Annotated in this window: 14 protein-coding genes; 5 read left to right on the forward strand and 9 right to left on the reverse strand. The window is 56.5% G+C overall.

Annotated features, from left to right (window positions below):
* Positions 1-117: 117 nt before the first annotated feature.
* From baeR to OGV83_RS12300, 6 genes are read right to left on the reverse strand one after another with little or no spacing between them, the layout of a single operon-like run.
* On the reverse strand, positions 118-840 hold the full coding sequence (gene baeR, locus OGV83_RS12275; protein ID WP_012131679.1) for an envelope stress response regulator BaeR: 723 nt from the start codon (positions 838-840) through the stop codon (positions 118-120).
* Positions 837-2,240: an envelope stress sensor histidine kinase BaeS gene (gene baeS / locus OGV83_RS12280; protein WP_047462573.1), complete on the reverse strand. Its 1,404-nt coding sequence runs from the start codon at positions 2,238-2,240 to the stop codon at positions 837-839. The genes baeR and baeS overlap by 4 nt, the downstream gene beginning before the upstream one ends.
* On the reverse strand, positions 2,237-3,652 hold the full coding sequence (locus tag OGV83_RS12285) for an MFS transporter (protein ID WP_115181415.1): 1,416 nt from the start codon (positions 3,650-3,652) through the stop codon (positions 2,237-2,239). The genes baeS and OGV83_RS12285 overlap by 4 nt, the downstream gene beginning before the upstream one ends.
* Positions 3,649-6,735: a multidrug efflux RND transporter permease subunit MdtC gene (mdtC, locus tag OGV83_RS12290; RefSeq protein WP_200029104.1), complete on the reverse strand. Its 3,087-nt coding sequence runs from the start codon at positions 6,733-6,735 to the stop codon at positions 3,649-3,651. The genes OGV83_RS12285 and mdtC overlap by 4 nt, the downstream gene beginning before the upstream one ends.
* Complete coding sequence (mdtB, locus tag OGV83_RS12295) at positions 6,736-9,858, reverse strand: multidrug efflux RND transporter permease subunit MdtB (RefSeq protein WP_248623355.1); 3,123 nt, start codon at positions 9,856-9,858, stop codon at positions 6,736-6,738. It abuts the gene before it with no gap.
* On the reverse strand, positions 9,858-11,105 hold the full coding sequence (locus OGV83_RS12300) for an MdtA/MuxA family multidrug efflux RND transporter periplasmic adaptor subunit (protein ID WP_248623356.1): 1,248 nt from the start codon (positions 11,103-11,105) through the stop codon (positions 9,858-9,860). The genes mdtB and OGV83_RS12300 overlap by 1 nt, the downstream gene beginning before the upstream one ends.
* A 280-nt stretch (positions 11,106-11,385) precedes the next feature.
* Between OGV83_RS12300 and OGV83_RS12305 the strand changes: the two genes are divergently transcribed.
* Complete coding sequence (locus OGV83_RS12305; RefSeq protein ID WP_075203763.1) at positions 11,386-11,445, forward strand: type I toxin-antitoxin system Ibs family toxin; 60 nt, start codon at positions 11,386-11,388, stop codon at positions 11,443-11,445.
* Positions 11,446-11,544: 99 nt separating this feature from the next.
* On the opposite strand, the gene yegD is transcribed toward OGV83_RS12305, so the two are convergent.
* Positions 11,545-12,897: a molecular chaperone gene (yegD, locus tag OGV83_RS12310; protein ID WP_104869119.1), complete on the reverse strand. Its 1,353-nt coding sequence runs from the start codon at positions 12,895-12,897 to the stop codon at positions 11,545-11,547.
* 135 nt (positions 12,898-13,032) lie between these two features.
* Between yegD and alkA the strand changes: the two genes are divergently transcribed.
* Complete coding sequence (alkA, locus tag OGV83_RS12315; protein WP_286463697.1) at positions 13,033-13,902, forward strand: DNA-3-methyladenine glycosylase 2; 870 nt, start codon at positions 13,033-13,035, stop codon at positions 13,900-13,902.
* Here alkA and OGV83_RS12320 read toward each other — a convergent pair.
* Positions 13,870-17,199: a diguanylate cyclase gene (locus tag OGV83_RS12320; protein ID WP_286463699.1), complete on the reverse strand. Its 3,330-nt coding sequence runs from the start codon at positions 17,197-17,199 to the stop codon at positions 13,870-13,872. The genes alkA and OGV83_RS12320 overlap by 33 nt on opposite strands.
* 327 nt (positions 17,200-17,526) lie before the next feature.
* Here OGV83_RS12320 and udk point away from each other — a divergent pair, with 327 nt between their 5' ends.
* The 3 genes from udk to asmA all read left to right on the forward strand — a co-directional run bounded on the left by udk (position 17,527) and on the right by asmA (position 20,716).
* A complete protein-coding gene (udk, locus tag OGV83_RS12325; protein WP_024130192.1) occupies positions 17,527-18,168 on the forward strand; it encodes a uridine kinase in 642 nt (213 codons plus the stop codon).
* A 91-nt stretch (positions 18,169-18,259) separates the two neighbouring features.
* Positions 18,260-18,841, forward strand: a complete 582-nt coding sequence (dcd, locus tag OGV83_RS12330; RefSeq protein ID WP_012131692.1) for a dCTP deaminase — start codon at positions 18,260-18,262, stop codon at positions 18,839-18,841.
* A 21-nt stretch (positions 18,842-18,862) separates the two neighbouring features.
* Entirely contained in the window at positions 18,863-20,716 is a 1,854-nt protein-coding gene (gene asmA, locus OGV83_RS12335) for an outer membrane assembly protein AsmA (RefSeq protein ID WP_130029080.1), read from the forward strand.
* Positions 20,717-20,886: 170 nt separating this feature from the next.
* Here asmA and OGV83_RS12340 read toward each other — a convergent pair whose 3' ends face one another.
* Positions 20,887-22,470: a TerC family protein gene (locus OGV83_RS12340; RefSeq protein ID WP_283313523.1), complete on the reverse strand. Its 1,584-nt coding sequence runs from the start codon at positions 22,468-22,470 to the stop codon at positions 20,887-20,889.
* Positions 22,471-23,049 lie beyond the last annotated feature (579 nt).

A 23,049-nucleotide genomic window follows, 5' to 3' on the forward strand; every position in this document is an offset into this window, starting at 1 on the left:
GTGGGGGAGGCAGGTAAAGAAAAACGCCGGATGGCGGCGTAGCGCCTTCTCTGGCCGACAACGCTCTTATTTGTCGGCCGGATCAGCGGAGCGTCATCCGGCTATTGCAGGCGTGACTTATGCAATCCGGCAGGTATCCGCTTCCCAGCGATACCCGACGCCGTATACCGCACGGATGAACGACTGTTCGGCGTCCAGCGATTCCAGCTTGCGGCGCAGGTTTTTGATGTGGCTGTCAATGGTGCGGTCCGTCACCACGCGATAATCATCGTAGAGATGATTAAGCAGCTGCTCGCGGGAGAAGACTTTCCCCGGCTCGTGAGACAGCGTTTTCAACAGGCGAAACTCTGCGGGGGTCAGGTCGAGCATCTTGCCGCGCCAGGATGCCTGAAAACGGCCTTCATCGACAATCAGCGGGCTTTGCGCGTCCAGCTGTTGCAGCTCACGCTGCGGCTTGCAGCGGCGCAAAATCGTTTTCACGCGGGCGACCACCTCACGGGGGCTGTAAGGTTTACAGATGTAATCATCGGCGCCAATCTCCAGCCCAAGCAGGCGGTCGATCTCTTCAATCTTTGCCGTGACCATCACAATGGGTACGTCAGAAAAACGGCGAATTTCCCGGCACAGCGTCAGGCCGTCCGTACCTGGCAACATTAAGTCCAGCAGGATCAGGTCTGGCGGTGTTTGATGCACATACTGCAATACCTGATCGCCATGACTGATTAGCGTGGGGGCATAGCTTGCGGCGCGCAGATAGTCGATCAGCAGTTGTCCCAGCTTGGGTTCATCTTCCACGATTAAAATACGTGGCGTGTTTTCATCAATGGGTAACTCAGTCATACATCTCTCTGTAAATCGCGTTCCAGCGGTAACTCTACTGTAATGCTAAGCCCGCCAAAAGGCGAATGGGACGCCCGAATACGACCATTATGCGCTTGTACGATATTGTCGCAAATCGCCAGTCCCAGACCGGACCCGCCGCTGGCGCGGTTGCGGGAGCCTTCCGTGCGGTAGAAACGTTCAAACAGTTTTTGTAACTGCTCATCGCGAACGCCGGGCGCGGAATCGGCGAACGTTAACAGCAGCATGTTGTCGCGCTGCTCGGCGGAAATGTGCAGGCTGCCGCCGCTGTCGGTGTAGCGCAGACTATTTTCCAGCAGATTATTGAATAACTGCATCAGACGATCCGGATCGCCGAATACCATTACGCTGTCAGGAAGGGAAAAGTGTAACGTCAGCCCACGGCTGGCGAAGCGCTCGCGAAACGCGCCGCCCGCCACCTCCAGCAGGGGAATCAGGTCCACCGATGTTTTCTGGTACGCCAGCGCGCCTTCATCGGACATAGAAAGCTGATGCAGATCGTCAACCAGCTTGGTGAGCGTGCCGACTTCAGCCTGGAGCGAGGCCACCGATTCGGGCGTAAACTGGCGGACTCCGTCCTGGATAGCCTCCAGCTCACCGCGCAATACCGCCAGCGGCGTGCGCAGTTCGTGGGAGATATCCGCCATAAAATCGCGGCGCATTTGCTGATTTTTTTCCAGCGTGCTGGCGAGCTGGTTAAAATCCTGCGCCAGTTTACCCAGTTCATCCGCGCTGGTCGGCGTTACGCGCGTCGTGAAGTCGCCTGCGGCCAGTTTGTGCGTGCCTTCCACCAGCCGCTTAACGGGCGCCAGCAACCCGCGCGCCAGCGGAAACGTTGCCAGCGCCGCCAGCAGAGTCGACAACGCCACGATCAGCCAACTTGTACGGCGCTGTTGCTTATCAAAATTAATATCGGTATTGCGCGTCAGTCGCTCAACGGGAGAGGCAATCACCGCGCCAACCTCCACACCGTTTACGTGAATAGCCCGGCGGGTGCCGTCACGCGGGACTGGCGCTCGCGGGCCGACCAGCACATTGGCGTGTTGATCGACGACCCAAAATTGGGTTCGCCAGCCATGAGGCGGCATCCCGGGGCCGGGTTTGTTATCGTCGTTGTCATGCTCAAAAGAGCGCAGGATCTGGAAAACGAAGCGATCGTTATTGCGTAAAAAACGCCAGTTGCCGTGCAGCGAATACTGCTCGCCCAGCGCGTCGCCGAGCATCTGCAACCGCTGTTCGTTGCCATGTTTGATGTAGTCGATAAACCCACGCTCAAAGCTGATGCGTACGGCCCAGTGCATGCTGATCAGCAAGACAATGCAGGTGGCGAAAATCGCCAGAAACAATTTGCCGGTAATACCGGGCCGCCAGAACTTCATTGCGTGCTCCTTTTGCGTCGTGAAATGACGGCGTTTTTATGCGTGTCGTTCGGCACCCGGGCGAAGATGAGTGCGGGCAGCGCGATAATCAGGGCCATGCACAGCCAGGTATACATAAACACCGTGTGGCTCGCGCCGCTGTCGGCCGCGATATGTTGTTGACCAAACATGCCCAGCAGCAGCCCGGCGATGGTCACGCCAATACTCATCGACAGTTGCATGATCATGGACAGCAAGCTGTTGCCGCTGCTGGCGAGTTCATCGGGCAGATCTTTGAGCGTTAAGGTGTTCATGGATGAAAAACGGGTGGAGTTGACCATGCCTTGCAGGAACAGCACAAAGGGCAGGGCGTAATACCAGCCAAGCATCGCGACGCTCATAAACAGCAGGCTGACCAGCGACAGGCCGAGGGTGGTGGAGACCAGTACGCGACGATAGCCAAAGCGGTTTACCACCTGTACGACGATACGTTTCATTCCCATGCTGCCGAGTACCATCGGGATCATCATCAACCCGGCATGAAACGGCGAGAACCCCAGACCAATCTGCAAAAAGACCGGCGTCATGAAGGGCAGCATGCCGCTCCCGACGCGCCCGGCGAAGCTACCAGACAGGCCCAGCGAGAAGGTGTGGGTGCGAAACAGCGCCAGACTAAACAGCGCGCGCGGATTGTTTTTGGCGTGTTTCAGGTAGAGCGCAATCGCCAGGATGCCGCACAACACCAGTGCGCCCAGTGAGAGAGGCGAGAGCCCTGTGCCTTTGCTGCCGTCCAGCGCCAGCGTCAGTACCGCCATGCCGACGGCCAGCAGGAGGAACCCTGAAAGATCGAAGCGCCGGGTTTGCATGGTGTAATTCGGCATCAGCATGAGCGTCGCAATCGCCCCGACAATGCCGACCGGAATGTTAATCAGGAAAATCCAGTGCCAGGAGGCGTACTCGACCAGAATACCGCCCAGCGCCGGGCCGAGCAGCGGCCCGACCTGACCGGGCAGCGTGACGAAGGTCATCGCCGCCATATATTGTTCGCGCGGAACGATCTTCATGACCGTCAGTCTGCCGACCGGCACCATCATGGCGCCGCCCACGCCCTGTAAAACGCGCGCCAGCACCAGTTCATTCAGCGTGCTGGACCAGGCGCAAAATAGCGATCCCAACGTAAACAGCACAATGGCGGTAAAGAAGATATTACGCACGCCGACTTTATCCGCCAGCCAGCCGCTGGCAGGCAGCATTACCGCCACGGTCAGTACATAGGAAACCACGACCATGTGCATATGCAGCGGGCTTTCCCCCAGACTGAGCGCCATAGAGGGAAGCGCGGTGTTGACGATTGTGGTATCCAGCGATTGCATAAAAAAGCCGAATGCCACAATCCAGAGTTGCCAGCGTGTGCTGTCAGGAAGTTCTGTCATGGCTCTGTTATGGATTCCGGTTGGCTATTATTACGTGAAAAACGCAGCCGCAGACGGTCGAAAAAGAGATAGACCACCGGGGTGGTATAGAGCGTCAGCAGCTGGCTCATCACCAGTCCGCCCACGATCGTAATCCCTAATGGTTGACGTAACTCTGAACCATCGCCCCCGGAGATAACCAGCGGCAGCGCGCCAAACAGCGCCGCCAGCGTGGTCATCATGATTGGGCGAAAACGCAGCAGGCAGGCCTGGAAAATCGCCTGTTCCGGCGTCAGGTTGCCGTTTCTCTGCGCCTCAAGCGCAAAATCGACCATCATGATGGCGTTTTTCTTCACAATGCCAATTAATAGCATGATCCCGATGAGCGCGATTAGGCTGAACGGGGCATTGAACAGCTCCAGCGCCAGTAGCGCCCCCACGCCTGCGGAGGGGAGGGTAGAGAGGATGGTCAGCGGATGAACATAACTTTCATACAATATCCCCAACACAATATAGACCGTCGCGATCGCCGCCAGGATCAGAATCACCTGCGAATTCATCGTCTCCTGGAAAACCTGTGCCGTTCCGGCGAAACTGCCGCGCACCGTTGACGGTACGCCAAGCTGTGTCATCGCCCGGTTGATGGCTTCCGTCGCTTCGGACAGCGACGTGCCCGTAGGCAGGTTAAACGCGATAGTCGAGGCGGCGGACAACCCCTGGTGATTCACTGACAGCGGTGCATTGGCGGGCTGCCATTTTGCAAAATAAGAGAGCGGAATCGCCTTCCCGTCGCTGTTAATGACGAACATCTTCTCCAGCGCGCTGATGTCCTGGGTATAGCGTGGGTCAACCTCCATCACAACCTTATACTGGTTCATCGGCTGATAGATGGTGGAAATTTGCCGTTGACCGAAGGCATTATTCAGCAGACTGTTGGCGGCCTGCACGTCGATCCCCAGCCTGGACATGGTTTCGCGGTCGTAAATCAGGTTCATCTCCGCGCCGTTATCTTGCTGATCGGAGTTAACGTCCGCCAGTTGGGGGAGCGCCGCCAGCGCCTTACGGATTTTCGGCTCCCATTCTCGCAGCGCGCTTAAATCATCAGACAGCAGGGCATACTGGTAGCTGGCGTTAGCCTGCCGCCCGCCGACGCGGATATCCTGTACCGCCATCAGAAACAGGTTTGCGCCCGGCTCTTTTGCCAGTGCGACCCGCAGCCGGTCGATAACCTGCTGCGCCGTTTCATGGCGCTCGCCGCGTGATTTCAGCGTAATAAACATCATCCCGCTGTTGACCCGCGAACCGCCGGTGAAGCCGGTCACGTTGTCGACCGCCGGATCGTCGCGAATGATCTTCATAAAGTCCTGAAGTTTGCCGCGCATCGCCTGAAACGAAATACTTTGGTCAGCCTGAATGCCGCCCATCAGTACGCCCGTATCCTGTTCGGGGAAGAAGGTTTTGGGGATGGAAATATAGAGCCAGATATTCAGCGCAATGGTGCCCAACAAGACGACGCCCACCAGCCGCGTATGGTTTAGCACCCATTTCAGCGATGTGCCGTACCCCTGTTGCAGGCCAGTCAGCAGACGGCCAAAGCCGCGGCTTCGCGTCTGCTCGCGAGGCTTGCTGGACTTCAGCATCCAGCCGCACATCATGGGGGTTAGCGTGAGCGAGACGAGCAGCGAGATGCCGATCGCCACCGAAAGGGTGACGGCAAACTCGCGTAATAATCTTCCGGGCAATCCCCCCATCAGCAAGAGCGGCAGGAATACCGCCACCAGGGAGAGGCTCATGGAGAGCACCGTAAAGCCAACTTCGCGCGTTCCCTGAAGCGCCGCCTGCAAGGGCTTCATGCCGGCTTCAAGATGGCGGGAGATATTTTCCAGCACCACAATGGCGTCATCGACGACAAAACCGGTGGCGATAGTCAGCGCCATCAGCGACAGGTTGTTCAGGCTAAAACCGCACAGGTACATTGCGGCGAAGGTGCCAATCAGCGACACGGGAACTGCAACGGCAGGAATCAACGTTGCGCGCCCGGAGCGCAGGAATAAAAAGACCACCAGAATGACCAGCGCGACGGAAATAACCAGCGTCTGCTCCACTTCCTCCAGCGAGGCGCGAATCGTCGGGGAACGATCCTGAGCGATTTGCAGGTCAATTGAGGCGGGAATCAGCGTTTGTAATTCCGGGAGCTTCTCGCGAATGCTGTCTACCGTCTGGATGATATTGGCTTCCGGCAGCTTGCGAATCATCAGCAAAATCGCCGGTTTGGCGTTGGTCATCCCGGCGTTACGCACATCCTGTACCGAGTCAGTTACCGTGGCGACATCGCCCAGACGCACGGCGGCGCCGTTGTTGTAGTGGATAATCAACGGCTGGTATTCCGTCGCCGTTTTCAGTTCATCATTTGTCTGAATCTGCCAGCGATGAGTCTTGTCGTCGATCGCGCCCTGTGGCTTACGCACGTTGGCATTGCTGATGGCGCTGCGCACGTCATCCAGCGATACGCCCTGATTAAACAACGCCTGCGGGTTAAGCCCCACGCGTACGGCGGGCAGCGAACTGCCGCCGACATCCACATCGCCGACGCCGTCAATCTGCGCGATTGTCTGCGCCAGCTGCGTTGAGGCGAAGTCATACAGCTCTCCCTGCGACCAGGTGTCCGATGTGAGCGTCAGAATCATAATCGGCGCGTCGGACGGGTTGGCTTTACGGTAGGTCGGGCGGCTGGGCATTCCGCTGGGCAGCAGACTCTGTGCGGCATTAATTGCCGCCTGCACGTCACGCGCCGCGCCGTTGATATCGCGGTCAAAGTTAAACTGAAGAATAATTCGCGTGCTACCCAGCGAGCTGCTGGAGGTCATCTCACTGACTCCCGCGATGCGTCCGAGCGAACGCTCCAGCGGCGTGGCGACCGACGACGCCATGGTTTCCGGCGAAGCGCCCGGAAGCGATGCGCTCACCATAATGACCGGAAAATCCACCTGCGGCAGCGGGGCGACCGGCAATAACCGGAAACCCAGCACGCCGCAGAGCGTAATGGCGATGGAGATTAAAATGGTCGCCACCGGGCGGTAAATGAAAAGGGCGAAAAATTTCATTTACGCCTCCTCTTCCTGGCGGGGGAAGCGGCTTTTCACATACAGCGACAGGCGGTCAAACAGCAGATAGATGACGGGCGTGGTGAACAGGGTTAAGACCTGGCTGACCAGCAGGCCGCCTACCATGCCAATCCCTAACGGGCGGCGTAATTCCGCGCCTGTGCCGGTACTTAACATCAATGGCAGCGCGCCTAACAGCGCCGCCAGCGTGGTCATCAGAATCGGGCGAAAACGCAGCAGACAGGCCTGGAAAATCGCATCACGCGGCGCCATTCCCTGCTCGCGCTCGGCGGCCAGGGCGAAGTCGATCATCATGATGGCGTTCTTCTTCACAATACCGATCAACAAAATGATCCCGATGATGGCAATCACGTCCAGTTCACTACCGGCAATCATGAGCGCCAGCAGCGCCCCGACGCCCGCCGTCGGCAGGGTGGAGAGGATCGTGATTGGGTGGATAAAGCTTTCGTACAGCACGCCAAGCACGATATACATCGCCACCACTGCCGCCACGATCAGCCAGACGGTGCTGCCGAGCGCGGCCTGGAAGGCCTGCGTGCTGCCCTGGAACTGGGTGGTGATATCGACTGGCAGGTTGACCGTTTTCTCCGTGTCCAGAATGGCCTGTACCGCATCGCCGAGCGAATAATTATCCGGCACGTTAAACGAGAAGGTCGTTACCGGGAACTGATCCAGGTGATTAATGGAAAGCGGCGCGAAACGCTGCTCGATTTTGGCGATGGCGCTAAGCGGCACAATCCCGCCGTCGCTGCTGGTCAGACGGATGGTGTCCATTGCCGCCAGCCCCGGCGTGGTGTCGGTGTTATGTTCCAGCACGACGCGATATTGATTCGCCTGGGTGTAGATGGTCGAAATCAGGCGCTGGCCAAAGGCGTTATACAGGGCGTTATCGACATCCGCCATGCTGATGCCAAGACGGCTGGCGCTGTCGCGGTCAACGTTCACATACGCCACCAGACCTTTGTCCTGCCAGTCGCTGCTGACGTCAGAAAGCTGCGGAAGCTGCTGGAGTTTTTCCATCAGCTGCGGCACCCAGGTGCTGAGCGCGTCCAGTGAGGTGGCCTGTAGCGTAAACTGGTACTGCGTGCGGCTCACCTGAGTATCAATGGTGAGATCCTGCGTTGGCTGGAGGTAGAGATCGACACCGGGCACTTTCGCCACGGCGTGTTGCAGGCGGGCGATGACTTTTTGCACCCGATCGTCACGTTCATTCAGCGGTTTAAGGTTAATTTGCAGACGCGCGCTGTTCAGCGCCGGGTTGGTGCCATCAACGCCGACAAAGGCGGTCAGACTTTCTACCGCCGGGTCTTTTAAAATCACATCAGACACCTGGCGCTGGCGCTGGGCCATACTGGCGAACGAGCTGGATTGCGGAGCCTGCAATGTGCCCTGAATAATGCCGTTATCCTGCACCGGGAAGAACCCTTTCGGGATAAAGACCCACAGCATGATGCTGAGAAGCAGGGTGCCGAGCGCCACGCTCAGCGTCAGCCACGGATGGTTGAGCACTTTTGCCAGCCACTGACCGTATTTCTCAATGACGCGATCAAACATTTTTTCCGCCGCGCGGGAGAAGCGGTTTTGCTTGCGCAGCGACGCCTGGCTGAGCATCCGGGCGCACATCATGGGCGTCAGGGTCAGCGACACGACGGCGGAGATCAGGATCGCTACCGCCAGCGTGACCGCAAATTCGCGGAACAAACGCCCGACGATATCGCCCATGAATAACAGCGGGATCAGTACCGCAATCAGCGAGAAGGTTAATGAAATAATGGTAAAACCGATTTCGCCAGCGCCTTTGAGCGCCGCCGCCAGCGGTTTTTCCCCTTTCTCGATGTAACGCGAAATGTTCTCAATCACCACAATCGCGTCGTCCACGACGAAGCCGGTGGCGATGGTCAGCGCCATTAGCGTCAGGTTATTGATCGAGAAATCGAGAAAGACCATTACCGCAAAAGTGCCGATCAGCGATAACGGCACGGCGACGCCCGGAATGATTGTGGCGGGGACATTACGCAGGAACAGGTAGATGATCATCACCACCAGCGCAATCGCCAGCATCAGTTCGAACTGGGTGTCGGTAACGGAAGCGCGAATGTTGGTGGTGCGATCCGACAGCACGGTGACATTGACCGATTTCGGCAGGCTTTCCGTAAGCTGCGGCAGCATCTGACGAATGCTGTCCGCCGTGGAGATAATGTTGGCGCCGGGCTGGCGCTGCACATTCATCACAATGGCCTGTTCTTTATTGGCCCACGCGCCGAGCCAGCTGTTTTCCGCGCCTTGTTCGACCGTTGCCACATCGCCCAGACGTACCGGCGCGCCGTTCTGCCAGGCGATGATTAACTGGCGATACTCATCTACAGACTGCATCTGATCGTTAGCAGAGAGCGTGACCGCGCGAGTTGGGCCATCAAGGCTCCCTTTCGCCGAGTTGACGTTAGCGCTGGTGATGGCGGCGCGAACCGTTTCGCTGGTAAGCCCCAGCGCGGCAATCGCCTGCGCATTCAGCTTCACACGCACGGCCGGGCGTTGGCCGCCGGACAGCGTGACCAGCCCTACGCCGGAAACCTGGGAAATTTTCTGCGCCACCCGGGTTTCCACCATATCTTCCACCTGCGTCATGGGCATGGCGGTTGAGGTGACGGCCAGCGTCATGATCGGTGGATCTGCCGGGTTAACTTTGCTGTATACCGGCGGGTTAGGCAGATCGCTCGGCAGCAGGTTTGTGGCCGCGTTAATGGCGGCCTGTACTTCCTGCTCGGCGACATCCAGCGGCAGAGTCAGCTGGAACTGCAACGTCACAACCGATGCGCCGCCGGAACTTTGTGACGACATCTGTTTCAGGCCGGACATTTGCCCGAACTGGCGTTCAAGCGGCGCGGTGACGGCGGAGGTCATCACATCCGGGCTGGCGCCGGGGTAGAGCGTTACCACCTGAATGGTGGGGTAGTCCACCTCCGGCAATGCGGCGACGGGCAGGAAGCGGTAACCGATAATCCCGGCGAGTAAAATCGCCACCATCAGCAGCGTGGTCGCGACAGGGCGCATAATAAACAGGCGCGACGGGCCGCCTGTGCTGCTCGGAGGTAACACCTGCATCAGGAGCGCACTCCTTTCTTACCGTATTCCCGATTCGTGGCTTTATCTTCTTTCGCCGCAGGCGCTTGCGCTTCCACCACTTCGACTTTAGCCCCATCCGTCAGACGATCGATCCCGTCCGTCACGACGCGATCGCCTGCCGACAGCCCGGCACTGATTACCACTTTCTGACTGTCCTGAATACCCGGTTTAACCAGATGCTTGCTGACTTTGTTCTCATCGTTTAGCACCCAGACAAAGTGGCCTTCGTTACCCATTTGCACGGCCGCTGTCGGTATCACCACCGCGTTTTGCTGCGTGTCGACCAGCATGCGGGCGTTAACAAACTGGTTAGGGAACAGCGCGTCATCCTGGTTGTTAAAACGGGCTTTGATTTTGATGGTGCCGGTCGTGGCGTCGATTTGGTTGTCCAGGCTGAGCAGTACGCCGTCGCTTAATTTCTGTGAGTTAGTGCGATCCCAGGCTTCAACGGTCAATGTTTTGCCCGTTTTTTGCGCCTGTACGACGGTGGCGATATCGCTTTCCGGCAAGGTAAAAATCAGATCGATTGGGTGCGTCTGGGTGATAACGACAATGCCTGTGGTATCGCCGCTGGAAATTTGATTACCGACATCCACCTGTTTTAACCCCACGCGACCCTCTACCGGTGCGGTGATGCGGCTCCAGTCAAGCTGCAACTGCGCGCTGGCGACGCTGGCTTCATCGGCCTTAATGGTGCCTTCTGTTTCGCTGACCAGCGCCTGTTGCGCGTCCAGCTCCTGGCGGGAGACAAGGTTGGTTTTCACCAGCTGTTGATAGCGTGCTAAATCGCGACGGGCATTCGCCAGCGTGGCTTTGTCTTTCGCGAGCTGCCCCTGCGCTTGCGCTAAGGCGACTTTAAACTGGCTGGGATCGATTTCCGCCAGCAGATCGCCCGCTTTGACCTGTTGTCCTTCCTGGAAGTGCAGCGCCATCAGTTGACCATCCACGCGGCTGCGTACCGTGACGGTATTGGCGGCAGCGATCGTGCCCAGCCCGGTCAGATAGCGTGGTACGGCTTGTTCCGTTGCGGTAGCCGCCTGAACCGGCGCCAGCGGGCCGGAACGCATGCCGCGACGTCCTGCGCCAGCCTGACGTTGCGCATGTTCGTTAGCGCCCGGCGCATTCCCCTGGGTTTCGCTGCGACTATGCCAGAACTCGTACACGGCAATGGCCGCCACAACGACCACGATTGCTATCACCCAGCGGGATTTTTTACTGCCTTTCATCGTTATAAGTTTCTCATCCTGAAACGTTTCGCGGAATGATACTAGTTTAGTCATCCATAACGGGAGAAAAATGGAGGAATTATGAAACACTGTCTGGATTCGTCTGAATGACGTCGGCCTTTGCGAGGCGTTACGCAACAATCACCCATGAAAAACACGGATATTTACTCTTACGTTAGAGTGGCGGCACGGCAAAAAAAGGAGGTAAGCCACAGCTTTCAGCAGGACGCTGGAACGGGAAAGCCCCTCCCGAGGAAGGGGCTAAAATAAGGAAAGGGTTATGATGAAGTGCGTCATCATACTGGTGATACTCTTAGTGATTAGCTTTCAGACTTACTAAGACACCAGGGGGAGGGGAAACCCTCCCTAACCCTCACTCCTGAAAATAAGCCACAGCAAAAATAATGTCAATCTGCAAGCCGCTCAGCTTGCGAGGCGGTTAACGAAATACGACGTCCGCCCATCGCGCAAGACCGGCGGTGACGGAACCGAAGTCATCGCCGCCAGCAATCGGAATGCCCGGCAACTGCTCCGCCAGCGCGTTTTTGATCAGCGGTGAGCGTGCGCTGCCGCCGGTCAGATAGATGACATCCGGTTTTTCCTGCGCATTGTCCAGCGCCAGTTGTACCTGCTCCAGTATACGCGCCAGCGGCTGGCTCAGCGCGGCTTCCAGCCCCTGCTGACTGACAGACGTCGCCAGCTCATCGCTGATAAACGGCAGCGTGGTGAGGATATCGGGCTGCCCGGACAGGGCGATTTTGCTCTCCTCCGCGCTGCGTACCAGACGATAGCTGAGGCGCTGACGCCAGACTTTAAGCAGCAGCGCGACTTTATCCGCATCGCGGGCGTCCCGAACCAGCTCGTTGAGCAGACGACCGTTGGCGCTGCTGTAGAAATCGCTTTGTGCGGGAACATCATTGATCGCGACAGCGTTCCACCACGGCAGAACCGGCAATGCGATGCCTTTTTCGGTTTCGCCGCCCATGCCCAGCAACGGCATCAGGTGTTTAAACGCCAGCGCGATGTCCAGGTCGTTACCGCCCACGCGACAGCCGCTGTGCCCGAGCAGGCTGGAGGCGCGGTCAGCGCGCTGATGCCACTGCGGCCCCATCAGCAGCAATGAACAGTCGGTCGTCCCGCCGCCAATATCCACCACCAGTACGCGCTTCTCTTCCTGCAACGTGGCTTCATAATCCAGACCCGCCGCAACCGGTTCAAACTGGAAGACGACATCCTGAAAACCGGCGCGTTTTGCCGCGCGCTCCAGAATGCCTTGCGCCTGGCGGTTGGCCTCATCGCCACCCAGCCCCTGAAAGTTAATCGGTCGACCAATCACCGCCTGCGTGATGCTTTCCGGCAACTGCGTTTGCGCCATATGACGGATGTGCAACATCATCGCGCAGACCAGATCCTCAAACAGCGCAACCTGCTGCGGTTTTAGGCCGTTGGCACCGAGGAAGGATTTTGGCGATTTAACGAAGTAAACCTCTTCCGGGTCGTCAATGTAGTGGCTCAGCGAAGCCAGCCCGAACTGCACGCTGCCTGCGCCGACCTCAATATCTTCTTCACGGTTGTAGCGCATTGCGCGCCGCAACAGCGCCTGCGTTTCGTCATCCGTCGCCGGAACCGCGTGATGGCGGTACAGCCACTCGCTGACGGCTTCACGCGTCGGGGCGCAAAGCATTGAGGGCAACAGCGTGCTGTTATTTTCCATTTTTAGCAACTGCGGTTGCCCGTCGCGCATGACGGCAACGGAACAGTTTGCCGTGCCGTAGTCAAAACCAATAAACACCTTAATAATCCCCATGCCAGTGAAGAAGGGGCGTGACTTTAACGAAATGTTGTAATCCCGACAACTGGAATATGAAAGCAAGGCGCGGCGTTTGAATAGCGTTTATGCTGAAGGAGAATAAAAACAGGAGTCGCAATGTATATCCTAAGCTGGCAGCCGCCTTATGACTGGTCCTGGATGTTGGGTTTTCTCGCCGCGCGTGCGGTGAGCGGCGTCGAAACGGTTGAGCCCGCGCGTTACGTTCGCAGTCTGGCGACGGGAGAACATCGGGGGCTTATCGCCGTTGTACCGGAGCACCAGACGCATACGCTGCGCGTAACCCTGAGCGCGGGCTTGTTGCCCGTTGCCGAAGAATGTCTGGCAAAAATTGAACGCCTGTTCGATCTGCGCTGTAACCCCGATCAGATTGCCGATGCGCTCGGCAGTCTGGGGGCTGCGCGACCGGGATTGCGCCTGCCCGGCTCGGTGGATGCCTTCGAACAGGGCGTAAGGGCGATACTCGGGCAACTGGTCAGCGTGGCGATGGCGGCAAAGCTGACGGCGAAAGTCGCCCGTTGTTATGGCGATGTGCTTGCCGACGCACCGGAGTATGTCTGTTTCCCCACGCCGCAAACGCTGGCGGCGGTGGACCCATTCGCGCTTAAAGCACTGGGGATGCCGCTGAAACGCGCGGAAGCGCTGATCCATCTGGCGCGTGCGACGCTGGATGGAACGTTAGAGACGTCTGCGCCGCCGGATATTGCGCTGGGGGTGAAAAACCTGCAAACCTTTCCTGGGATTGGGCGCTGGACGGCCAACTACTTCGCGCTGCGCGGCTGGCAGGCGAAAGATATCTTTTTGCCGGATGATTATCTGATTAAACAGCGGTTTTCGGGAATGACGCCCGCGCAAATCCGCCGTTATGCGGAGCGCTGGAAACCCTGGCGCTCCTACGCGTTGCTGCATATCTGGTATACGGATGGCTGGCAGCCGTCAGTTGATGGCGAAATAACTGGTGTTCAGTAACAGATCCAGCGGCTGGGCATCGGCAATGACGTCGCCGTAAATCAGATCGATGCCAATACCGGAAAGCGCATCCATGATCAGCGGCATTTGTACCGGGCCGGCAATGGTTCTGACGCCCAGCCGCTGCGCATGGCTCTGAATAATCGATACCAGCATTTCATCCATTAAATTACCGTGAAGGCTGGCGCAGAGTTCGCTATCAAGCAACAGGTAGTCAGCCATGTGGGCGCTTAAGCAATCGAAAAGCGCCAGGTCACGGTTGACCTGGCTGAGAACAATGCGACAGCCCGCCTGACGCAGTATCTGTATCGCGGGTATGGCCTTATCGGACTCTTGCATCAGGACATTTGCCGGGATAACCAGATGCAATAAGCGCGGCGGAAGTGGGCTGCGCTCCAGCTGTTCGAGCAGCTCATCAATGAATGTTGCGCGACTGAGTCCGGCGGCGGAAAGCGGCAGGGCGATGCTCACCCCCTTACTGGCGACGGTGGATGCCGCGTGCTGGAAAAATGTCTGAAACACGCGACGATCGAGAGCGTGGCTGAGTTCGGGATCGGTTAGCCCTGCGCGGAATGCCTGCTCCTCCATGATTTCGCCGTCGCTGGCCCACAGCCGCAGCGAGATCAGCCAAAAACCGCACGTTTCAGGGATGCGCGGCGACGCGACCCCGCAGGCGATCATCAATAGAGGGTTATCTTTGATTATGCGCCATTGTTCATCCTGAGACGTAACTTCCCGCTCGCTGTGCGCCTGTTCCTGCTGCGCTTCGTACACGGTGACACATCCCCGACCGTTGTTTTTAGAGGCGTAGCAGGCGATATCCGCCTGGGACATCACGTCTGCCGCAAGGCGATTGGCGTTATTGATTAGCGTGATCCCGGCGCTGGCGCCAATGGGGTGTTCACGGTCTTCCCACGTAAAGCGGTATTCATTAATCGCGTTGACGATCCGCGTAGAAATAAAGCGCGCGCTGTCGATATTGCAATCCGGCAGCAGGAGGCCAAATTCGTCCCCGCCCAGGCGGGCCAGCATATCGCTGGAACGCAGCATACTGAGCATTAAGGCGGCCAGCTCGCGAAGCAGCGCATCGCCTGCGGCATGCCCGGCGCTGTCGTTAACGGCTTTAAAGCGGTCAAGATCAATAAAGACCAGCGCATGATGCTGGCGCGTATCGCGTACCGTAAGCAGGATTTCTTTAAGATGGCCTTCAAAACTGACCCGGTTAGCCAGGTGGGTGAGGGCGTCATGAGAGGCGCTGTAGCTGAGCTGGCGCAGCATTTTCCGCGATTCCGTGACGTCCTGAATGACCAGTACGGAGCCGATATTCCCGCCGTCCAGCGTACTGAGCGGCGTAATGCTGTAATGAATGTCGTAGCGACCGCCGTTGCGACAGTGAAGCACCACATCCTGCTCAATGGCGGAACGCGACATATCCGCGCTATAGATATTTTCCATCAGCGGGCCGTTATCGCCAAAAGTGATGCGCAATACCGTCAGCAGCGGGATGCCGAACGCATGCTCCTGCTGCCAGCCGCTCATCTTTTCGGCGACAGGGTTCATAAAGGTTACGTTCATATCGACGTCAATACAGACAACCGCTTCCCCGATGGAGTCCAGCGTAATGTGCAGGCGCTCTTTTTCCTGATACAGCGCCTCGTTAAGCTGTTTGACTTCGGTCATGTCCATGTTGATGCCAAGCAGGCGTTCCACGTCGCCGTCTTTATCCAGCACCCGGTTCGCCAGGGCGCGGATATGCCGGATGCCATCTTTTACGCCAATCCTGAATTCGAGCTTAAAGGGGAGACGTGCCGCCAGAGACTCGCGGATGATCTTTTCCGTCGGCGCGCGGTCTTCCGGCAACAGGCAGTCGTGCCAGAGTTGCCAGGTGGGTTTGATATGCGGCGGAACCTCATACAGCTCAAACATGCGCTTATCCCAGCTGATCACGTCAGGCCGCAGTTCCCATTCCCAGATGCCGATACCGCCCGCTTCGTTCGCCAGCGTAATCCGTTCCATCAAGCGCTTGTTTACCCGTTCGGTATGTTTCAGGTCGTTGATATCTTCAATTTGCGCAATGAAATAGAGCGGGGTGTTGTCGCTATGGCGAACCAGTGAAACGGCCAGTAATGCCCAGACCACATCGCCGTCGCGGGTGTAATAGCGTTTCTCCATGGAATAGCTGTTGATATCGCCGCGCACCAGCATATTCAGCTGTTCAAGGTCGTTATGCAGATCCTCAGGCCAGGTAAGCTGTTGAAAGGTGAGGGCGCGCAGTTCATCCTGGCTGTAGCCAAGAAACTGACACAATGCCTTGTTGGCCTGTAGCCATTGGCCTTCGGTGCCCACTAACGCCATGCCGATCGCGGAATATTCCATCGCGTTACGAAAGCGTAATTCGCTTTCCGTGATATTTTTTTGTTCCGCCCGAAACGCATACATCACCATTGTCATGATGTTGACGGGCAGCAGGATCATTAAAAGCGGCAGCCAGGGAACGTTCATCATGGCGTATGTTTTGGGCGTTGACAGCAGCGCCGGGTCGGATGCCAGCATCAGCGACGTCATCATGACGGTGGCGAGGAAGATCAGAAACGCTTCCATACGCGGCAGACGTATCGCGCTCCACATCAGCAGAACAATAATGCAGGTGAAAGGCCACGGGACGTACAGCATAGAGAGCCAGCTTAGCCCCAGCGTTATCGTCAGCGTAAGCAGCGTTTCAAGCAGTAAGCGGGGATCGCGATGGCGAAGCAGGTAGCGCGGTTTAAACAGCAAGCCTAATGGCACCAGCGCCAGCGCGCCGATAGACTCGGACAGAATCCAAATCAAAAATGTTTTTACTGGTGTCCCTTCGGGCATCAGCAGCCAGAGCAGCGCGCCTCCCAGTAACGGTGGAATCACCGCGCTGCCCGTCGCCAGGCGGAGCCAGTCATTCAGATTTTGTAAGGGGTTATACCAGGGCAGTAGCTTACGTAACAGGATTGCGCCGACCACCGCTTCAATAATATTGATCGCCGTCCAGCCAAAATTCAGCGAACCGGCAGGAGAAAAAACGAGTGACGCGCTTATGCTGCCGAGGGAACAGACCAGTGCGATCCCCGGCCACATCCGTCCTGCGTGGCGATAAAAACCGACCATCATGATTGACGTCGGGAACCACAGCGGCGCCAGCGGCGTATCGAAACGCGACAGTTCCAGCGAGAAGAGTGTAAAGATAAAGGTGAGCAGACCTAAACTGACGAGACGCAGTAGAGGGTGAGGCAAGGTAACTAAAACATGTTGGGTTTGTTTACTCATTACCACGTTATCCGAATAGCCCTTGCCGTCGCGGAGGGCCCGGACGCGTCAGTTTTCATTCAGGATCATGCTAGTACAAACAATTTACGATTTATACGTCAGCGGCTCATAATTTGACATCTCCGGGGGATTAATTCCGGCATAAACGAATAAATCCGGCAGCTGCTTTAAAAATAAGCATTTTAATTTGCGACAAGGAGAGATGGACGGCAATTTAGCGTTCTGTTATCTCGACTGGTATCGTGCCGCTGAAATCCCTATAATTGCCGCGTTTGACGCTTCGGCGTCGCCCTCCCTAACATCCAGGTTAATCAGGTCGCTAAATTTATGACTGTTCAGTCTCATCAGTGCGTCATTATCGGTATTGCTGGCGCATCGGCTTCCGGCAAGAGTCTTATTGCCAGTACCCTTTATCGCGAATTGCGTGAACAAGTGGGTGATGAACATATCGGCGTTATTCCCGAAGACAGCTATTACAAAGATCAAAGCCATCTGTCGATGGAAGAGCGTGTAAAAACCAACTACGACCATCCTAATGCGATGGATCACAGTTTGCTGTTCCAGCATCTGCAAGCGCTCAAGCGCGGTTCGGCGATTGAATTGCCCGTATACAGCTATGTTGAACATACCCGCATGCAGGAAACCGTTCGCGTCGAGCCCAAAAAAGTCATTATTCTTGAAGGGATTTTGCTGCTGACGGACGCGCGTTTGCGTGAAGAGATGAACTTCTCCATTTTTGTCGATACCCCGCTGGATATCTGCCTGATGCGCCGTATTAAGCGCGACGTCAACGAGCGTGGGCGTTCAATGGATTCGGTGATGGCGCAGTACCAGAAAACCGTACGCCCGATGTTCCTGCAATTTATTGAACCTTCCAAGCAATACGCCGATATTATCGTACCGCGCGGCGGTAAGAACCGCATTGCGATTGATATTCTGAAAGCGAAAATCAGTCAGTTCTTTGAATAAGCCCAGCGAATTGTGTACCGTTCAGTGATAACCTGGTTCGCCCTTGACGCGTTGAACGTTAAGGGCCTGATGCACGAAAGGAGAAAGTGCCATGCGTTTGTGTGACCGAGATATTGAAGCCTGGCTGGATGAAGGCCGCTTGTCGATCAACCCGCGTCCTCCTGTTGAGCGTATTAATGGCGCGACGGTGGATGTGCGCCTTGGCAATAAATTTCGTACATTTCGTGGCCACACGGCTGCGTTTATTGATTTAAGCGGCCCGAAGGATGAGGTCAGCGCCGCGCTGGATCGCGTGATGAGCGATGAAATCGTGCTGGATGAAGGCGACGCGTTTTATCTTCATCCGGGCGAGCTGGCGCTGGCCGTGACCTTTGAGTCCGTCACGCTGCCGCCGGATCTCGTGGGGTGGCTGGATGGCCGTTCCTCGCTGGCGCGTCTTGGGCTGATGGTGCACGTTACCGCGCACCGTATCGATCCCGGCTGGTCCGGTTGCATCGTTCTGGAGTTCTACAACTCCGGGAAATTACCGCTGGCCCTGCGTCCGGGAATGCTGATTGGCGCCCTGAGCTTTGAGCCGCTCTCCGGCCCTGCCGCACGCCCTTATAACCGTCGCCAGGATGCGAAATACCGCGATCAGCAAGGCGCTGTTGCCAGCCGGATTGACAAAGACTGAGTCTGCTCCACTGAGGATAGCATGAGACGATTTCTGACGACGCTGATGATTCTCCTGGTCGTGCTGGTGGCCGGTTTCTCGGCGTTGGTGATGTTGGTGAATCCGAATGATTTCCGCGCGTATATGGTGCAGCAGGTCGCTGCGCGTAGCGGATATCAACTGCAACTGGATGGCCCTCTGCGCTGGCACGTATGGCCTCAACTCAGCATCCTTTCTGGACGGATGGCGTTGACAGCGGAAGGCGCCAGCGAACCCTTGGTTCGGGCCGACAATATGCGTCTGGACGTTGCGCTGTGGCCGCTTCTTAGTCATCAGTTGAAGGTTGAACAGGTGATGCTCAAAGGCGCGGTCATCCAGTTGACGCCGCAGACGGAAGCGGCGCGCCGGGAAGACGCGCCTGTTGCGCCAAAAGACAATACGCTGCCGGATGTCCCGGAAGACCGTGGTTGGTCTTTTGATATCAGCAGCTTACGCGTTGCTGACAGCGTGCTGGTGTTCCAGCATGAAGACGACGAGCAAATTACGGTTCGCGATATTCGCCTGCAAATGGAGCAGGATGAACAGCATCGCGGGACGTTTGATTTTTCCGGGCGGGTGAACCGCGATCAGCGCGATCTCTCGCTCTCCTTCAACGGAACGGTCGATGCGTCTGACTATCCGCACAACTTAACGGTCGGTATCGAGCAGCTCAACTGGCAGTTGCAGGGAGCCGATTTACCGAAACAGGGTATTCAGGGCCAGGGGCAATTACAGGCGCAGTGGCAGGAAGGGCAAAAAAGGCTCTCTTTCAGTCAGCTCAGTTTAACCGCCAACGACAGCACCCTGACCGGACAGGCTCAGGTGACGCTGAGCGATGAGCCGGAATGGGCGATCGATCTGCAATTTGGCAAGCTGAATCTGGATAACCTTCTTCCGCGAAATGACGTGGCAAGCACATCCAAAAACGTGGCGCAAACGGGGCAGCAGTCGACGCGGCCGCGGCCGGTTATCGCGTCCCGCGTTGATGAACCCGCTTATCAGGGGCTAAAAGGGTTTTCTGCGGCCCTCTCTCTGCGGGCGGATAACGCGCAGTGGCGTGGCATGGCGTTTACCGACGTGTCGGCGAAAATGACGAATCAGGCCGGTTTGCTGAATATCGTCGAGTTGCAGGGGAAACTCGACGGCGGTGAGATTTCTCTGCCCGGTACGCTGGACGCGAGAGCGGCAAATCCGCGCGCCGTGTTCCAGCCGCGCCTTGAAGATGTGGAAATTGGCACGATTCTGAACGCGTTTGACTATCCCATCGCGCTGACCGGCAAAATGTCGCTGGCGGGTGATTTTTCCGGCGCGGATATTGACGCCCAGGCGTTTCGTCACAGCTGGCAAGGGCAGGCGCATGTTGAAATGCGCGACACGCGTATGGAAGGGATGAACTTCCAGCAACTGGTGCAGCAGGCGGTAACGCGTAGCGGTGGCGATGTGCAGCAATCGCAGCAGAATTTTGATAACGCGACCCGTCTGGATCGCTTTGTCACCGACCTGGCGCTGGATAACGGTAAGCTCACGCTGGGCAGCATGGAAGGGCAGTCTGCAATACTGGCGGTTTCCGGTAATGGCGCGTTGAATCTTGTTGAGCAGACCTGCGACACGCAGTTTAACGTGCGCGTGCTGGGCGGCTGGACAGGTGAAAGCAAGCTGATTGATTTCCTGAAAGAGACGCCGGTTCCGCTGCGCGTATACGGTAAGTGGCAGGCGCTGAATTACAATCTCCAGGTTGACCAGATTCTGCGTAAGCATTTGCAGGATGAAGCAAAACGTCGTCTGAGCGACTGGGCGGATCGTAATAAAGAGACCCGCAACGGTAAAGACGTGAAGAAGCTGCTGGATAAGCTGTAAGCGAATCTGAATGCCGGCTGTGAAAACAGACAACATTTGTAGGCCGGGTAAGGCGTTTACGCCGCCATCCGGCAACACCCTACGCCTGATGGCGCTGCGCTTATCAGGCCTACAACGACACAACCGTAGGCCGGGTAAGGCGTCAGCCGCCACCCGGCATACCGTTCAGCCTACACCTCGTAATCTAACTCGTCATCGCTACGTAACGGTATAATCTGCACTTTCTGTACGCGGTGACTCTCAACCTGCAAGGTTTTCAACAGGTAATCTCCCACCTGAACCTCTTCTCCGGTTTTCGGCACGCGTTGCAGGTATTCCATCAACAACCCCGCGATGGTGTGGTACTCGCGTTTCTCATCCAGCGGCAGCGGAACGTACTGCACCAGATCTTCCAGCGGCATATGGCCGTTGGCGGTCCAGGAGCCGTCCGGGTTTTTCTGAATATCGTGACGGGCGTCGATCTCTTCCACTTCGTTTGGCAGATTACCGGCGATGGTTTCCATGACGTCGCTCAGGGTTACGATCCCTTCAACGGAACCAAACTCATCCACGACAAAAGCAAAATGCGTACGGGCGTTACGGAACTGCTCCAGCGCCGGAAGCAGCGGCAGCGTTTCAGGAAACACCAGCGGTTGACGGATCAACGCCCGCAGATCGAGGGGATCGCCGCGCAGCGATTGCTGTAGCAGGTCGATGACATGCACCACGCCAAGCAACTCTTCCTGTTCGTCCTCTCCGGTCACTACCAGACGCGTATGCTGGTTTTTTTCCAGCAGGGCGCGAATTTCCTCTTCAGGCGCGCCGAGATCGATGTGCTCAATATCATGGCGCGAGGTCATGATACTGCTGACGGTGCGCTGGTTGAGGTTCAGCACCCGCTCAATCATCTGCCGCTCTTGCGGGTTGAAAATCTGGCTGTCGTCATGATCCGCCAGCATAGCGGAGGTATCAGCATCCAGCTCGGCATCCTCCTTTTTCCCGCTGAGCAAACGCATCACCGCTTCGGTGGTGCGCTGGCGCAACGTATGGTTGGCGGATAAGAAGCGACGACGGTTGAAGATCGCCAGTTGGTTCAGCGCTTCAATCATCACCGAGAAGCCGATCGCGGCGTACAGATAACCTTTCGGAATATGGAAGCCAAACCCTTCCGCCACCAGGCTGAAGCCGATCATTAGCAGGAAGCTGAGGCAGAGGATCACGATGGTCGGGTGGCTGTTCACAAACCGGGTCAGGGATTTACTGGCCAGCAGCATCAGGCTGATGGCGATAATCACCGCCGCCATCATCACCGCAAGGTGTTCGACCATCCCCACGGCGGTAATGACCGAGTCGAGGGAGAAGATGGCGTCCAGCACCACAATTTGCGCCACCACGCCCCAGAATTTCGCCCCTTTGCGTTGGGTGGGGTTATCGCTGTCTTTCCCCTCCAGCCGCTCGTTGAGCTCCATCGTGGCTTTAAAGAGCAGGAAGAAACCGCCAAACAGCATAATCAGATCCCGGGCGCTGAAGCTCAGGTCGCGTATGCTGAAGAGAGGCTTCGTCAGCGTGACCAGCCACGAGATAGACGCCAGCAACAGCAGCCGCATGATCATCGCTAACAGCAGCCCGGTAATGCGCGCACGATCGCGCTGCGCAGGCGGCAGTTTTTCAGCGAGGATGGCAATAAAGACCAGGTTATCAATGCCGAGGACTAACTCGATGACGATAAGCGTGACGAGTCCGGCCCAGATTGATGGATCGGCAATCCATTCCATAGTGAGAATAATACCTTTCGTTATATGACAGTTGTCACAATTCGATCATGGATAAAGCTGGCGCAAAATGCAATGACATAACGTCATTTCTCTTTCTTTTATATCAGGCTTTTATGCTGAAAACGTGGCGGAAAAATAACCATAAAGTTTCCATATGGTACGGTTTTTTGAATGTGGACATATTTCGGAAATATCGCAGGTTGGGCGTTAAATATAGAATTTGTCAACATCAATAAAATCCTAAAATTATAATTTCGCCACGCTTAATATTAATCTTAAAAAGGGTGAAGTACAGGCTTGTTACCTTGCCTGCTATTACGTTAACTGCAACAATTCTTGCAGCATTAATGGTGGGCAACAAAAATATCCTGTCGCCGTCAAGCAGGCCATTACTGAGTAACTTTCTTATTTCCTGTGATGTTTCTCTGTCGCGAAGAAGAGGAAATAAAGAGGATTATAAAAACCTAAATTAATCAGTGTATTGGTAGCTAAAAAGCCAAGGGCGGTAGCGTGTCTGATAACCTGGTGACAAGTCTGAATTATTCTGTCAATAGCCTACGGATGAATCCAAATTTTTTA

The sequence above is a fragment of the Citrobacter sp. CK189 genome (genome assembly GCF_030333505.1).
In the GTDB taxonomy this organism is placed as follows: domain Bacteria; phylum Pseudomonadota; class Gammaproteobacteria; order Enterobacterales; family Enterobacteriaceae; genus Citrobacter_B; species Citrobacter_B koseri.